This is a genomic window from Streptomyces sp. MST-110588 (assembly GCF_022695595.1).
Taxonomy (GTDB): domain Bacteria; phylum Actinomycetota; class Actinomycetes; order Streptomycetales; family Streptomycetaceae; genus Streptomyces.
Map to the genome: position 1 here is coordinate 887,267 of NZ_CP074380.1, position 15,123 is coordinate 902,389.

Below are 15,123 nucleotides of genomic sequence, written 5' to 3' on the forward strand. Positions count from 1 at the left end.
AGAGGGGCGGGCGAGGGGGAGCGAGGGGAACAAGGGGGCGCTCGGCGCGCGGGCCTCACGGTCCGGCGCGGGGTGCGCCGCCGGAGTACGCCGTCAGGCACTGGGTACGGGCCCGCAGGAACACCTCGGTCGCCGCCTCCGGGTCACCCGGACCCGGGCCCTCGGTCATGTAGGCCCAGGGCAGGCGGGTGACGTACGGCCCGAGCGCGGTGAACACGCGCGCGGCGTCGGCGAAACGTTCCCCCGCCCACAGCGCGTGTGCCAGGTGGTTCAGGTCCAGGACCGACTGCCCGCCCGGTTCCGTATGGGCGAACCAGCTCAGCGCCCGGTCGATGTCGTGGATGACCGGCTCCCGCGCCCACTGCCGGCCCAGCAGCGGGTCGATGCCTCCTTGCGTGCGCCGGCGGTGGTAGTACTCCGCGCAGGCGTACAGGGGCAGCACGCGCAGCGGTGACTGCTCGGGGGCCCAGGAGACCACCCAGCGGGAGAAGTCGATGGCCGAGGCGTGCGAGGTGCCCAGGAGCGCGTGGAAGAACTGCAGCATGCGGTGGTACGCCTCGCGGTTGTACCGGTCGCGTACGTAGATCTCGTACAGCAGCCCCCAGGGGCCGGCCGGCAGCATCGGCTCCCACGGGCGCTGCTGGTGCTCGGGCCGTTCCCGGCGCACGTCGAGCTGGGCCAGGGTGAGCAGACACAGCCACGGCACCGGGTCGTCGGGGGCGCGCTGGGTGGCGATCCGGCTGACGTGCCGCGCCTCCTGGGCCATCCGGGCGGCGCTCTCGTGCCGCTGGCCGTGGGCCTGGACCGCCCGCGACACCGCGACCCGGGCCCGCATCATCTGCGCGTCGGCGCTGTCCGGCTCCTCCGCCAGCCAGGTCTGCACCACCTGCGACTTGGCGGCGGCAGCCGCCAGCACCTGCGAGCGGGAGGTGCGCAGCGGCCAGTGCGTGCTCGTACGGGCCAGCAGGTCGCGGGTGGACATCCAGCGCCCCACCCGCAGGTCCTCCAAAGCCATGCGCAGTTCGGTGTCGAACCCGGCCGGGTGGAAGACCGGCCGGAACTCCTCGCCGCCGGCGGGCGTCCGTCTGCCCCGCATCACATCGCTCCGCCGCGCGGCACCGCCACCGCTGCCCGTACCGCCGCCCGTACCGCCGTCCGCGCCGGTGACGCCGTCCGTGGGCGGTCACGGGCCGTGCCGCGTACGGCGCCGGGGTGCGGGCAGGCCGCCGCGTACGGTCGGACACGTGCGCCGGGAGGGAGACACGCGGGCAGTGCCTCCGAGCTGAACGTCATCGGAATCCTCGGTCGGGACAGGCTTGCGGTCGGCGGCCACCGCGCGGCCCACCGCGTTGCCACGGTGGTGAAGGCTGTACCGGTAGGTGGTGTGAGGGCTGCACCGGTAAGGAATACGCGACGCGGGGGCGGTTGGTCTAGTTCTTGATTTTTTTCGGCCAACGGGCGTAGCTTTACCCCGACTTGACAGACGCTCCCGATGTCCGCCAACCCCGCACGCCTACCGGGAGGTTGATGGAGAAACTTTCACCTCTCCCCCAACTCCCGGTGAACTCCGGACAATCCACCGCATCCCACGACACACAGCCTCACTTCAGCCGTTCGTAGCAGTCGTAGTTCCGCTGGGCGATGATCTTTCCGTCGCGGAATTCGAGGAAGGCCGCGATGTGGGCGCGCAGCACGTGACCCGCGGGAAGGCCGCCCAACGGGACTGCGAGCGTCCCCGTCCAGGTGACCTCCAAGGCGACCTGATCGCCCGCCGCCACCGCGTTGACCACCTCGAAGTGCTGTTCACTCAGGCTTCGCCTGCCCTGCTCCGACGCCTTGAGGATGTCGGGCAGGCCGCGGACGGCGCCGTCCGGGAAAAGGGCGTTGGGCAGCTCGCGGTGGACCGCGTCACGGTGGAAGAACCGGGCGAGCTCGTCGCCGGTGGCTCCCCGGGCGACGGCCCGGTGGTAGCGGACGGCGATGTCGACGTTCGGATGCCGTGGTGAATTCGCCATGGGGGCAACCGTAGTTGCGCGCCTGCCGGGGCACAGCCCACCGGCGGTGAGCTGTGCGGTACGTCCGAGTGGCGCGTCGGGGCGGCGCGTCAGGGTGGTACGTCGGGCAGGGCGTCAAGGCGGTACGTCGGGCAGGGCATCAGGGCGGTACGTCGGGCAGGGCAGTGCGTCAGGAGATGCCGACCGCGGCCAGGGCGGTGCGCTGGGCGGCGGTGACGGCGGCGGGGAAGTACAGGTAGCAGATGCCGCCGGTGCCGCTGACGACCTTGCCCTCGGCGTTCTTGCGCTTGGTGCGCAGCCAGATGTTCTCCCACTGCCGGCGCTTGTAGACGCGCCGGACGGCGGCGTTGCTCGGCGAGGCCGGGTCGTTGGCGATGATGTCGCCGCTCTTGGTGAAGCCGATGACGGTCATCAGGTGCCCGGCCGTCCCGTAGCCGGCACCGTCCAGCTCGGTCTTCAGGAACGACTGGGAGGTGATGACGGGGATGCCCGCCTGGATGAGCCGTTCGACCTCCGACAGGCTCCGCAGCCGGGTGATGACGCCCTGCATGTCCCGGTAGGTGGCCGCGTAGGCGGCGTTGAAGGGCCAGTTGCCGCAGCCCTGGTACTGGTAGTCGTAGGTGAAGCGGGCGGCGTGGCAGACCTGCGGGTCGGCGTAGGACGGATTGACCCAGGCCAGGTCCTCGCGGGTCGGCTTGCGGCCCCAGTACTCGATGATCATCTGGGAGGAGGTGGGGCTGCACCACGCCTCTCCCCCGTTGTCGTACTCCGGGTACTGGCCCTTGTGGATCTCCTGCGAATAGCGCGGTACGGCCAGTTCGCGGCCGGCCCCGGCGCCGGGCTTGGAGGCGGGCACCTCGAAGCGGTCGGGCACGTCCGAGCCCATGGCGCCCACCCGCCAGACCGTGGGGGTGAGCGTGCTGCCCGGCTTGCGGTAGAGGGTCAGCCGCAGCTCGTAGGAGGCCAGCCGCAGTCCGCCCGCGGGGCTGTCGATCGCGAAGGTGTCGGTGGAGATGCTGCTCTTGCCGTCCTTCTGGCCGTCCACGGACGTACGGCGGATGTCGCCGTCCCCCGCCGCCCACCGGCCCATGACGTACCACGGGGTCTGGGTCCCGTCGCTGTAGGTGCCGCGCAGTTCCACGGCGATCCAGGTGCCGGCCGGCGTCCGGGCGTTCCAGGAGACGACGGCCTCGGTCGCGGGCACCTTCAGCTTGTGGACCGGCCCCGTCCAGGTGGCGTACTCCCAGGAGGCGGTACGGCCGGTGTGCGGGTCGCGGTACTCCTGCGTGCCGGCGGGCCGGTCGATGACGATACCGGGGCGCACCCCGCCTTCGGCGCGGGTGCCCTGCGCGGTGCCCTGTTTCCATTCGGCGAGGGTGGTCCAGCCGTGGTACTCGACGGTTTCCTTCGGCGCGCGGGCGGCGGAGGGGCCCTCGGCTGCGGCCTGGGCGGGAGTAGCGGCGCCGGGCGTGTCCCTGCGGGGGCCGGGCGAGGCGTGTGCCAGAGGGGCGGCCACCCCCGCGGCGGCGGCGAGGGCGGCGGCCAGGACGGTACGCCGGGGCGCGGATCTGGTCATGGCGGAGATCCCCCAGTCGGGTGCGATCACTCGGGTACGGGCATGGAGAACTGAAGTTCGGGGCCGGCGTTCGGTACATCGGTCGGCGCGCGTGTCGGCAGTGGCACAACTATCTCCGCTCGGCACGGGCTTCGGCCAGCGGTCGGGCGCGCGTCGCGCCAGGAATATTGGTGTGGACCACTGTCGTACGCTGACGCCGTGCCCAACGAACCCGCTCCGACCGGCCCGGACGCCCCGACCGGCCCGGACGCCCCGACCGGCCCGGACGCCCCGACCGGCCGGCCCGCTCCGGCCGGCCCCACCGGCCTGGCCCGCCTCGCCGCCCGCCTGCGCGCCCTGCCGCCCTCCTGCGGCCCGGTGCGCCTGGTCGCCGTCGACGGGCACGCGGGCTCGGGCAAGAGCACCTTCGCCCGGCACCTGGCCACGGCCCTCGGCGGCGCACCCGTGGTGCACCTCGACGACATCGCCACCCATGACGAGCTGTTCGCCTGGACGGACCGGCTGCGCGAACAGGTGTTGGAGCCGCTGAGCCGTGGCGAGCACGCGTGCTACGGCGTATACGACTGGGTGCGCCGCGCGTTCACCGCCCACCGGGAGCTGGCGCCCGCGCCCGTCGTCCTCCTGGAAGGCGTCGGTGCCGGCCGCCGGGCCCTGCGCCCGTATCTGACGTGCCTGATGTGGATGGAACTGACCGGCGAACGCTCCTGGGAAAGGGGACGGCTCCGGGACGGCCCGGAGCAGTCCGCGTTCTGGAATGGCTGGATTCCATCGGAACGCCGGCACTTCGCGGCGGATCCGTCCCGTCCGTACGCCGATCTGCTGGTGCTCCAGCGGGAGATGGGATACGAGGTACGGATGGGGCCCGCCGGAAGGGAATGATCTCCCCAGCTCGTCACCGTGCGTGACGGAGCGCGGCCGGTGTACGGGCCGTCCTCGCCCGGCTGCCATCAAGTGCTCCAACTTCGCTTGACCTGGGGGGCGGACAGGACTTACGTTCTCAATGTGCGGTTCTGACGGACCGCCCGCAGACGCGAAGCCCCCGGTTGTTCCCCGTGATCGGGGGCTTCGTTCTGTGCCGGGTGCCGTTGGACCGGTCCCCCGCCGCCGAACCCTCACCCTGGGTCACCGCCCCCTTCGCGCCGCCGCGGCGTTTCTTCCCTCGTGCGCCCCTCTTCGGCCGACACCGCCGCCGCAGGTACGATGCGAGTCCGTGCCACCGAAGAACGTGGACCGTCGGGCCCGGGAGTGCGGGCAACTCCCCTCCCCCTCCCGCCGGTTCGGACACTGCGGCCAGGCACCCGCCCGGCGGCACACCACGGGGGACGTTTTGTGGGGGACGTGATGGATTTCGGCACGCAGGGCACACACGCCCCGGCCGAACTCGCCTGGCTGCGCGCGGTCGACGCCTACACCGTGGGCGCGTACGCGCAGGCGGAGGAGGAGTTCCGGGCCGCCGTACGCATGGATCCGTCGATGGCCGACGCGTGGCTGGGCCTGCACGCGCTGCGCGCGGACACCACCACCGCGCTGCTGAGGATGCATCAGCACCGCGCCCGTTTCGGCGAGCAGCGCAACCGCCACCGCCGCACCCTCAACTCCTGGTACTGGCTGGGCTGGTGGGTCCAGCCCGTGCTGGAGACCGGCCGGGACCTGCTGCTGGCGCACGCCTCCCACTGGCTGGACGGCCGCCACGTGGCAGAGCTGGACCAGGCACTGGCCGGCTGCCCGCCCGTGGACACCGACCCGCAGGTACGTTTCCTGCACGCCTGCCGCGCCTACCTCGTCAAGGACTGGGACCAGCTCGTACGCCACACCGAGCCGCTGCTCGACGACCCGCTGCTGGGCATCGAGTCGGGACTGTTCGGCGGGATGGCCCGGGTACGCCTGGAGATGTACGGGCAGGCCGAGCCGCTGCTGTCGGCGGCCCTGATGCGCTGCCGCAGCGAGCAGCCGCAGCGCAAGGAGCTGCGCTACTGGCTCGCACGCGCCCACGAGGGCACCGGCCGCAGCGCCGCCGCCCTGCCGCTGTACCGCGCCGTGCACCGCGTCGACCCGGCGTTCATGGACACCGCCGCACGCCTGGCGGCCATCGCCGAGGGCGACGGCCTGGAGGAGGGCGCGGACCTCGCCGCCGTCTCCGCCTCGGGCCTGGGCCAGGAGGCGGGCGGCGACCTCGACCCGCTCTCGCCCCTGGACCCCGTGGACGGCCGTGAGCTGCTGGCGACGACGGACCCCGAGGGGCCGCAGCCGGACCTGGCGGGCGGCTCCCCGGCGGACCCCGGCACGGCCGTACGGCGCAAGACCGGCCCGCCCGGCCCTCCCGGCCCGCGCGGCGCCGACCAGCTCCCCTCCGGGCCCGCCGACCCCGTCCTGCTGGCCGCGGCGCTGGCGGAACTGGAGCGGATGGTCGGTCTGGAACCGGTCAAGCGCCAGGTCAGGGCGTTGTCGGCACAGTTGCGGATGGCCCGGCTGCGGGCGGGCCAGGGCCTGCCGGTGCAGCCGCCGAAACGACACTTCGTCTTCTCCGGCCCCTCCGGCACCGGCAAGACCACCGTTGCCCGCATACTCGGCCGGGTCTTCTACGCCCTCGGCCTGCTGGGTGGCGACCACCTCGTCGAGGCCCAGCGCTCGGACCTGGTCGGCGAGTTCCTCGGCCAGACCGCCGTCAAGGCCAACGAGCTGATCGACTCCGCGCTGGGCGGCGTACTGTTCGTCGACGAGGCGTACAGCCTGTCCAACTCCGGCTACAGCAAGGGCGACGCGTACGGCGACGAGGCACTCCAAGTCCTCCTCAAACGCGCCGAGGACAACCGCGACCGGCTGGTGGTCATCCTCGCCGGCTACCCCGAGGGCATGGACCGCCTGCTGGCCGCCAACCCCGGCCTCTCCTCCCGCTTCACCACCCGCGTGGACTTCCCCAGCTACCGCCCCCCGGAGCTGACCGCCATCGGCGAGGTACTGGCCGCCGAGAACGGCGACCACTGGGACGAGGAGTCCCTGGAGGAGCTGCGCAGCATCAGCGGCCACGTCGTCGACCAGGGCTGGATCGACGAACTGGGCAACGGCCGCTTCCTGCGCACCCTGTACGAAAAGAGCTGCGCCTACCGCGACCTGCGGCTGTCCACCTGGCCCGGCACCCCGGCCCGCGATGACCTGGCCACCCTGCGCCTGCCCGACCTGATGCAGGCCTACGGCGAGGTCCTCTCCGGCCGCGGCCCCACCCCCGGCCCGGACAGCCAGGGACCACAGCGCGGCCCGGACCTCTAGGACCTGCCGGCACCACGAGATCTGCCGCGCGCCCCCAGCCACCGCGCAGGGCGTCCCCGGCGCGCCGCTCCACCGGCTACCGCCGGGAGGCGCCCCACGCCGCGTTGCCGGGTCTCCCCGTGCGCCCGGTACGGGGAGAGACGCTCCGCCGTGCGGTCGGCGTCGCAGCGGAGGGGTGGCGCCTTCCGCACGTCGGCGCCTTCCGCACGTCGGCGCCTCCCGCACCTCGGTGTCTTCCGTACGCGCCTGCTCACCCTGGCGTGGCGCTCACCCTGCCAGGGCCCGGTCCGGTGCCGGTACCTCGGGCTCGCCGCGGGGCTCGGTGACGCGGTCGCCGGGGGGCGTGCTCCGGCGCGTGGGGACCACTGTGGCGCTGCGGCGGTGGGCGGGGTCGCGGACCTCGCCGACCAGCATCTCCAGGACGTCCTCCAGGGCGACCAGGCCCAGGACCCGGCCGCCGGCGTCGGCGACGGCCGCCAGGTGGGAGGCGGCCCGGCGCATCGCCGTCAGGGCGTCGTCCAGGGGGAGTTCGGCCCGCAGTGTGGCCATCGGGTGCCAGACCTGCTGCGGCACCGCCCGGTCCCGCTCCTCCAGGTCCAGCACGTCCTTGACGTGCAGATAGCCCATGTACGCGCCGCCGGGCGCGCAGACCGGGAAGCGGGAGTAGCCGGTGCGTACGGTCAGTTCCTCGATCTGGCGCGGGGTGGCCGAGGGCCCGACCGTGACCAGGCCCGCCGGGTCGAGCAGGACGTCCGTGACCGGGCGGCTGCCCAGTTCCAGGGCGTCGGAGAGGCGTTCCTGCTCGGCCGGGGCGAGCAGCCCGGCCTGTCCGGAGTCCTCGACCAGGTGGGTGAGCTGTTCGCTGGTGAAGACCGCCTCGACCTCGTCCTTGGGCTCGACGCGGAACAGCCGCAGGATGCCGCGCGCGCAGGCGCCCAGCAGGGCGGTGACCGGCCGGCACAGCCGGGCGAAGGCGACCAGGCCGGGGCTGAACCACAGCGCGGTCTTCTCGGGGCCGCCATCGCCAGGTTCTTGGGCACCATTTCGCCGATGACCAGGTGGAGGAAGACCACCACGGCCAGCGCGATGACGTACCCCAGGGGGTGGATCAGCGGCTCGGGGAGGTGCACGGCGTGGAAGACCGGCTCCAGGAGGCGGGCCACGGTCGGTTCCGCCACGGCGCCCAGCGTCAGGGAGCAGACGGTGATGCCGAACTGGGCGGCTGCCATCATCCGCGGCAGGTTCTCCAGCCCGTGCAGCACCTTGCGGGCCCGCTTGGACCCTTCGGTGGCCAGCGGTTCGATCTGGCTGCGCCGTACGGACACCAGGGCGAACTCGGCGCCCACGAAGAAGGCGTTGGCCAGGACCAGCAGCGCCGCGAACAGGAGTTGCAACAGGCTCATCGGGTCCCCTCCGTCCCGGCCACGACCGGCACCCCGGCGACGGGGGCCGCGTCGTGCTGCGGGCCCACCGCGCTCGCGCCCGGCGCGCCCGCCATCCGCAGGATCCGTATCCGCTCCGCGCGGTGGTGGGAGACCAGCCGGACCCGCAGTCGCCAGCCGTCGAGCTCGGCGGTGTCTCCGGGCGCGGGGATGCGCCCGAGTATGTGGGCCATCAGGCCCGCCACCGTCTCGTACGGGCCGTCCGGCGCCTCCAGGCCGATCCGCCGCAGCACGTCCACCCGGCAGCCGCCGTCGGCGTCCCAGGCCGGGCGGCCGTCCTCGGGCGGGGCCGGGCCCAGTTCCGGCAGGTCCACGCGGTCGTGTTCGTCGCGGACCTCGCCGACCAGTTCCTCGACGATGTCCTCCAGGGTGACCACGCCGGCCGTGCCGCCGTACTCGTCCACCACGACCGCGATCGGCTGCTCGTCGCGCAGCCGCTCCAGCAGCGGCTGTACGGGCAGCGTCTCGGGGACCAGCAGCGGTGCGACGGCGATCCGCGCGACGGCGGTGCGCAGCCGCTCGTGTGCCGGTACGGCCAGCGCGTCCTTGAGGTGGACCATGCCCACGACCTCGTCGATCCGTGAGTGGTAGACGGGGAAGCGGGACAGGCCGGTGGCCCGGGTGAGGTTGACGACGTCCTCGGCGGTGGCCGTGGCCTGGAGGGCGCTGACCCGTACCCGCGGGGTCATCACGTGCTGCGCGGTCAGTCCGCCGAGGGAGAGGGTCCGTACGAACAGGTCGGCGGTGTCCTGTTCGATGGCGCCGGCCCGGGCGGAGTGCCGGGCGAGGGAGACCAGCTCCCCGGGCGTACGGGCCGAGGCCAGCTCGTCGGTCGGTTCCACGCCCAGCGCCCGTACGAGACGGTTGGCGACGGTGTTCAGCAGCGTGATGACCGGCCGGAAGAAGCGGGAGAAGGCGTTTTGCGGGGCGGCGACGAAGCGCGCCACCTGGAGCGGTCTGGAGACCGCCCAGTTCTTGGGCACCAGCTCGCCGACGACCATCTGGACGGCGGAGGCCGCCAGCATGCCGATGACGACGGCGACACCGGGTACGGCGCCGGCGGGCAGGCCGGTGGCCGTCAGCGGCCCGGCCAGCACATGGGCCAGCGCGGGCTCGGCGAGCATGCCGACCACCAGGGAGGTGATGGTGATGCCGAGCTGGGTGCCGGAGAGCTGGAAGGAGAGCTCGCGCAGGGCGGAGACGACGGAACCGGCGCGCCGGTCGCCCTCGGCCGCGGCCCGCTCGGCCTCGGGCTTCTCCACCGTCACCAGTCCGAATTCCGCGGCCACGAAGAAACCGTTGGCCAGGATCAGGACGAATGCCGCCGCGAGCAGCAGCAGGCTGACTGTCATACCGCCGCCTCCGTCGGGTGCGCGGAGTCCGTCGGGGCCGACGGCTCCTGCGGAGGGGCGGCGCAGGTACTACCGGACGATCCGTCCATTGCTGGAAGGAGTCACTCCTTCAAATCGCAGTGGTCCCCTGACGGGGCGGGGCGCTCGGTGCGCCCCGCTCACCAGAGTAATCAGCCGAACCGTGCCGGTGGCAGGGTCATCGGTCCGTGTGGTAGCCGGTGCCGGGTCATCGGAACGTGTCGTTACCGGTACGGGGTCATCGGTGCGTGGCGGTGGCGGTACGCGGTCATCGGTCCGCACCGGTGCCGTGCGCCTCGACGAGCGCGCGCAGCGCGCGGGCGTCCCGCAGGGCGTGGCTCCTGGCGATACCGGGCTGGATGCCCATGGCGGGCAGGCTGGTGCCGTCGGCGAGGTCGAGGTGGACCCAGGCGTCACCGACCCGCAGATTGACCCGCAGCACCTGCGCCCAGGCCAGCTCCCGCTTGGTGGTCAGGTTGACGACCGTGACGCCGTCCGGCCGGGCGACCACCTTGGGGCGGGCGAGCAGCAGCAGGACGGCGAGCACGAGCAGGCCGGTGAGGACGAAGCTCAGGCGCTCGCCCCCGCCCAGGCCCGGCAGCAGCAGCGCCACCGCGGTCATGGCGGCGAGCTGGGCGAGGCCGACGCCGTACAGGACGGCCCGGGTGCGGGTCGGCCGGAAGGTCACCGGCAGGCCGGGCAGCTCGGGCGGCTCGGGCAGGGGCTCGGGAGCGGACACGTCTGGTCTTCCGTGATCTTCCGTTGTCGTCCGTGGTCTTCCGTCGTGCGCGGCGCTCAGAGGCGGCAGGCGTGGATGCCGGTGGTCAGGATCGCGCGGGCACCGAGTTCGTACAGTTCGTCCATGATGCGCTGGGCGTCCTTGGAGGGGACCATGGAGCGGACCGCGACCCAGCCCTCGTGGTGCAGCGGGGAGACGGTCGGGGACTCCAGGCCCGGGGTGAGCGCGACGGCCTTCTCGACGTGCTCCACGCGGATGTCGTAGTCCATCATCACGTAGCGGCGGGCCACCAGGACGCCCTGCATACGGCGCAGGAACTGGCGCACCTTCGGGTCGTCGTCCGGTGCGCCGGTGCGGCGGATGACCACCGCCTCCGACTTCAGGATCGGCTCGCCGATGATCTCCAGGCCCGCGTTGCGCAGCGTCGTACCGGTCTCCACGACATCCGCGATGATCTCGGCGACGCCGAGCTGGATGGCGGTCTCCACGGCCCCGTCGAGGTGGACGACCGAGGCGTCCACGCCGTGCTCGGCGAGGTGCCGGGTGACCAGCCCGGAGAAGGAGGTGGCCACGGTCATGCCGCCGAACTCGGTGACGTCCTTGGCCGTGCCCGGGCGGGTGGCGTAGCGGAAGGTGGAGCCGGCGAAGCCGAGCTGCATGATCTCCTCGGCCTGCGAGCCGGAGTCCAGCAGCAGGTCGCGGCCGGTGATGCCGATGTCCAGCCTGCCGGAGCCGACGTAGACCGCGATGTCGCGCGGGCGCAGGAAGAAGAACTCGACCTCGTTGTCCGCGTCGACCAGGACCAGTTCCCTGCGGTCCTTGCGCTGTCGGTAGCCGGCCTCATGGAGCATCGCCGACGCAGGCTCGGACAGTGAACCCTTGTTCGGGACGGCGATGCGCAGCATGAGGGCGACTTCCTTCGTACGGAGGGGTGTTGAGGTGGTGGTGGGGGAGGTACCCGGGGTACCGGTGGACCGCGGGCCCGGGCTCAGGCGGGCCCGGGCTCAGGCGGGCCCGGGCTCAGGCGGGCCCGGGTCTACAGATGGGCGTAGACGTCGTCCAGGGAGATCCCCTTGGCGACCATCATCACCTGAAGGTGGTACAGGAGCTGGGAGATCTCCTCGGCGGTGGCCGCGTCGGACTCGTACTCCGCGGCCATCCAGACCTCGGCGGCCTCCTCGACGACCTTCTTGCCGATCGCATGGACGCCGGAGGCAACCAGCTCTGCGGTACGGGAGGTGGCGGGGTCGCCGGTGGCGGCCTTCTGCTGGAGCTCGGCGAAGAGCTCCTCGAACGTCTTCTTGGACATGGTGCTGCCTACCCTACGCGGTACGGCGGGAGCGACGTGCGGCGCCTCCGCCCACCGGCGCGTACGCCCGCAGACGCGCCGGCGCACACCCCGGCAGGCACATGGGCGCGTACGCCGGCGGGCGCCTGCGCCGGTCTCACCGCCAGGGCTCGGAGACCGAGCGCAGGGTCGCGGCGGTGGACACGGCCGCGGTGACCGCTTCGTGCCCCTTGTCCTCCCTGGAGCCCACGAGCCCGGCGCGGTCGATCGCCTGCTCCTCGTCGTCGCAGGTCAGCACCCCGAAGCCGATCGGCACACCGGTGTCCACCGAGACCTGGGTCAGGCCCTGGGTGACGCCCTGGCAGACGTATTCGAAGTGCGGGGTGCCGCCGCGGATGACGACGCCGAGGGCCACGATGGCGTCGTAGCCGCGGCCGGCCAGGACCTTGGCGACGACCGGCAGCTCGAAGCTGCCGGGCACGCGCAGCAGCGTCGGCTCGTCGATGCCCAGCTCGGACAGGGCGCGCAGGGCGCCGTCGACCAGGCCGTCCATGATCTTCTCGTGCCACTGGGCCGCGACGACCGCCACGCGCAGGTCGCCACAGTTCTTCACGGACAGTTCGGGTGCGCCCTTGCCGCTCACGGTTCTCCTAGTGCTGTGTTGGTGCGGTGTACTCGCTCATGTACGGGTGACTGAAGGTGCCTGGTGGTGACTGGTGTGACTGAAAAGGTAATTAAAGTGACAAAAGGTGACTAAGGAGTGGCTGGACCGACCGGACAGGCCGACCCGGCTACTGGTTGCCGCAGGCCGAGGCGCGGTCCGCGTCCAGCCAGGGCAGGTCGTGCCCCATGCGGTCCCGCTTGGTGCGCAGATACCGCAGGTTGTGCTCGCCCGCCTGTACGGGCATCGGTTCGCGGCCCAGGACGTCGAGCCCGTACCGGGTCAGCGCGGCGATCTTCTCGGGGTTGTTGGTCATCAGGCGCAGCGAGCGCACGCCGAGGTCGGCCAGGACCTGCGCGCCGGCGCCGTAGTCCCGGGCGTCGGCGGGCAGCCCGAGTTCGAGGTTGGCGTCCAGGGTGTCCCGGCCGCGCTCCTGGAGCTCGTACGCGCGCAGCTTGGACAGCAGGCCGATGCCGCGCCCTTCGTGGCCGCGCAGATAGATGACCACGCCGCGGCCGGCCTCGCTGATCCGCTTGAGCGACGCCTCCAACTGGGGGCCGCAGTCGCAGCGCAGCGAGTGGAAGATGTCACCGGTCAGGCACTCGGAGTGGACCCGGACCAGGACGTCCCGGCCGTCCCCGAGGTCGCCCGCGACCAGGGCGATGTGCTCCACGCCGTCGACGGTGGAGCGGTATCCGTACGCGGTGAACTCGCCGTACGCGGTGGGCAGCCGGGTCTCGGCCTCCCGCCGTACCGTGGGCTCGGCGCTCCGGCGGTAGGCGATCAGGTCCTCGATGGAGATGATCGACAGGCCGTGCTTACGGGCGAAGGGGACCAGCTCGGGCAGCCGCAGCATCGTGCCGTCCTCACCGGCGATCTCGACGATGGCGGCGGCGGGCCGCAGACCGGCGAGCTTGGCGAGGTCCACACCCGCCTCGGTGTGGCCGGCCCGGACCAGTACGCCGCCGGGGCGGGCACGCAGCGGGAAGATGTGTCCCGGGCGGACGAAGTCGCCGGCTTCGGCGCTGCCGGAGGCCAGCAGCCGCAAGGTGGTGGCGCGGTCGGCGGCGGAGATGCCCGTGGAGATGCCGTGCGCGGCGCTCGCGTCGACGGAGACGGTGAAGGCGGTCCGCATCGACTCGGTGTTGTGCTCGACCATCTGCGGCAGGTCCAGGCGGTCGAGTTCGGCGCCTTCCATGGGGGCGCAGATCAGGCCGCGGCACTCGCTCATCATGAAGGCGAGGATCTCGGGAGTGGCCATCTCGGCGGCGACGACGAGGTCGCCCTCGTTCTCCCGGCTCTCGTCGTCGACGACCACGACGGGGCGGCCGGCGGCGATGTCGGCGACGGCCCGCTCGACGGGATCCAGGGCCAGGGCCGCGTGCCCGCCGAAGTCTTCGGGGACGGGGGTGTCGTACCAGTTCGGCAGTGCGGTCATGCCGCCGCTCCTTCCAGGACGGGCTGCTGCGCGGTCGTACGGGAACGCGACCACCAGTCGCGCATGCCCCACAGGACGAGGGCGAGGTAGACGACGTAGACCAGGCCGGAGAAGGCCAGGCCGCTGCTGAAGGCGAGGGGGACGCCCACCAGGTCCACCAGCAGCCAGGCGAACCAGAACTCGACCAGGCCGCGGGCCTGGGCGACCATCGCCGCCAGGGTGCCGACGAAGATGTACGCGTCGGGCCACGGGTTCCAGGAGAGCTGCGGGACCAGGGTGAACAGGGAGCCGACGGCCGCGGTGCCCAGGGCCGTACCGCCCAGCAGCAGTCCGCGTTCGCGCCAGGTGGCGAAGCGGACGGCGATGGTGCCGTCCTGTGCCTGGCGCCGGCCGCGCTGCCACTGCCGCCAGCCCCACAAGGCCACCGCGATGACCAGGAGTTGCTTGCCGACGCCGCCGCTGAGGTGGGCGAAGGCGTACGCGCTGACGAGGATGACGCCGGAGAGGAACTGGGCGGGCCAGGTCCATATCGAGCGGCGCCAGCCGAGCGCCAGGGCGGCCAGGCCGATGGTGTTGCCGACCATGTCGGACCAGATGACGTGCTGCCCGAAGGCCGTGAAGACCTCGCCGTTCAGCCAGTTCAGCGTGCTCATTCCGCGGCCTCCTGAAGGCCCTGAAGGCTCTGAGGGGCCCGCGGATCGCGGGCCGTGCTGCCGAGGAGGCGCTCGACGTACTTCGCGAGCACGTCGACCTCCAGGTTGACCGGGTCACCGGTCTTCTTGATCCCCAGGGTGGTCATCGCCAGGGTGGTGGGGATGAGGCTGATGGTGAAGTAGTCCTCGGCGGCCTCCACGACCGTGAGGCTGACGCCGTCCACGGTGACGGAGCCTTTCTCCACGACATAACGGGCCAGTTCCCGGGGCAGGGAGACCTTGACGACCTCCCAGTTCTCGCCGGGGACGCGTTCGAGGACGGTGCCGGTGCCGTCGACGTGGCCCTGGACGAGGTGGCCGCCGAGGCGTCCGCCCAGCGCCACGGGCCGTTCGAGGTTGACGCGTGATCCGGGGACCAGGGCGCCCAGGCTGGAGCGGTCCAGGGTCTCGGCCATCACATCGGCGGTGAACTCGCCGTCCGCGCTCTCCACGACGGTCAGGCACACACCGTTGACGGCGATCGAGTCGCCGTGCCTGGCGCCCTCGGTGACCAGGGGCCCGCGCAGCCGGAAGCGGGCGTGACGGCCGGCGGCGGGCCCGTCGGCCGGCGGCCCGTCGCCGAGGATCTCCACGGCGACGACCTCACCCAGTTCTTCGACGATTCCGGTGAACAC

At 72.4% G+C, this 15,123-nt stretch carries 13 protein-coding genes and 1 pseudogene; 2 read left to right on the forward strand and 12 right to left on the reverse strand.

The genetic code is table 11. The features are described 5' to 3' along the window. Positions 1 to 55 precede the first annotated feature (55 nt). From KGS77_RS03980 to KGS77_RS03990, 3 genes are all read right to left on the reverse strand, one after another. A complete protein-coding gene (locus KGS77_RS03980) occupies positions 56 to 1,096 on the reverse strand; it encodes a hypothetical protein (RefSeq protein WP_242578709.1) in 1,041 nt (346 codons plus the stop codon). A gap of 505 nt (positions 1,097 to 1,601) precedes the next feature. Next, positions 1,602 to 2,015, reverse strand: a complete 414-nt coding sequence (locus KGS77_RS03985; protein WP_242578710.1) for a nuclear transport factor 2 family protein — start codon at positions 2,013 to 2,015, stop codon at positions 1,602 to 1,604. 169 nt (positions 2,016 to 2,184) lie between these two features. Next, a complete protein-coding gene (locus tag KGS77_RS03990; RefSeq protein ID WP_242578711.1) occupies positions 2,185 to 3,591 on the reverse strand; it encodes a peptidase C39 family protein in 1,407 nt (468 codons plus the stop codon). Positions 3,592 to 3,897: 306 nt separating this feature from the next. On the opposite strand from KGS77_RS03990, the gene KGS77_RS03995 reads away from it, so the two are divergent. Continuing rightward, on the forward strand, positions 3,898 to 4,470 hold the full coding sequence (locus KGS77_RS03995) for a hypothetical protein (RefSeq protein WP_242587281.1): 573 nt from the start codon (positions 3,898 to 3,900) through the stop codon (positions 4,468 to 4,470). Between the two features lie 462 nt (positions 4,471 to 4,932). Continuing rightward, positions 4,933 to 6,858, forward strand: coding sequence for an AAA family ATPase (locus KGS77_RS04000; RefSeq protein ID WP_242578712.1), 1,926 nt, complete (start codon positions 4,933 to 4,935; stop codon positions 6,856 to 6,858). 267 nt (positions 6,859 to 7,125) lie between these two features. On the opposite strand, the pseudogene KGS77_RS04005 reads toward KGS77_RS04000, so the two are convergent. From KGS77_RS04005 to KGS77_RS04045, 9 genes and pseudogenes are all read right to left on the reverse strand, one after another. Continuing rightward, positions 7,126 to 8,261 (reverse strand): annotated as a pseudogene (locus KGS77_RS04005) (hemolysin family protein). Next, entirely contained in the window at positions 8,258 to 9,652 is a 1,395-nt protein-coding gene (locus tag KGS77_RS04010) for a hemolysin family protein (RefSeq protein ID WP_242578713.1), read from the reverse strand. The pseudogene KGS77_RS04005 and the gene KGS77_RS04010 overlap by 4 nt, the downstream one beginning before the upstream one ends. A gap of 286 nt (positions 9,653 to 9,938) precedes the next feature. Further along, positions 9,939 to 10,409, reverse strand: coding sequence for a PH domain-containing protein (locus tag KGS77_RS04015; protein WP_242578714.1), 471 nt, complete (start codon positions 10,407 to 10,409; stop codon positions 9,939 to 9,941). A gap of 56 nt (positions 10,410 to 10,465) precedes the next feature. After that, positions 10,466 to 11,314: an ATP phosphoribosyltransferase gene (hisG, locus tag KGS77_RS04020; RefSeq protein WP_242578715.1), complete on the reverse strand. Its 849-nt coding sequence runs from the start codon at positions 11,312 to 11,314 to the stop codon at positions 10,466 to 10,468. Positions 11,315 to 11,445: 131 nt separating this feature from the next. Continuing rightward, positions 11,446 to 11,718 (reverse strand): phosphoribosyl-ATP diphosphatase, encoded by a 273-nt coding sequence (locus tag KGS77_RS04025; protein ID WP_242578716.1) that lies wholly within the window; start codon positions 11,716 to 11,718, stop codon positions 11,446 to 11,448. Positions 11,719 to 11,854: 136 nt separating this feature from the next. Further along, positions 11,855 to 12,340, reverse strand: a complete 486-nt coding sequence (gene ribH / locus KGS77_RS04030; RefSeq protein WP_242578717.1) for a 6,7-dimethyl-8-ribityllumazine synthase — start codon at positions 12,338 to 12,340, stop codon at positions 11,855 to 11,857. 148 nt (positions 12,341 to 12,488) lie between these two features. Further along, entirely contained in the window at positions 12,489 to 13,796 is a 1,308-nt protein-coding gene (locus KGS77_RS04035) for a bifunctional 3,4-dihydroxy-2-butanone-4-phosphate synthase/GTP cyclohydrolase II (protein ID WP_242578718.1), read from the reverse strand. Further along, positions 13,793 to 14,449: a nicotinamide mononucleotide transporter family protein gene (locus tag KGS77_RS04040; protein WP_242578719.1), complete on the reverse strand. Its 657-nt coding sequence runs from the start codon at positions 14,447 to 14,449 to the stop codon at positions 13,793 to 13,795. Before KGS77_RS04040 ends, KGS77_RS04035 begins: the two co-directional genes overlap by 4 nt. After that, positions 14,446 to 15,123: a riboflavin synthase gene (locus KGS77_RS04045; RefSeq protein ID WP_242578720.1), complete on the reverse strand. Its 678-nt coding sequence runs from the start codon at positions 15,121 to 15,123 to the stop codon at positions 14,446 to 14,448. Before KGS77_RS04045 ends, KGS77_RS04040 begins: the two co-directional genes overlap by 4 nt.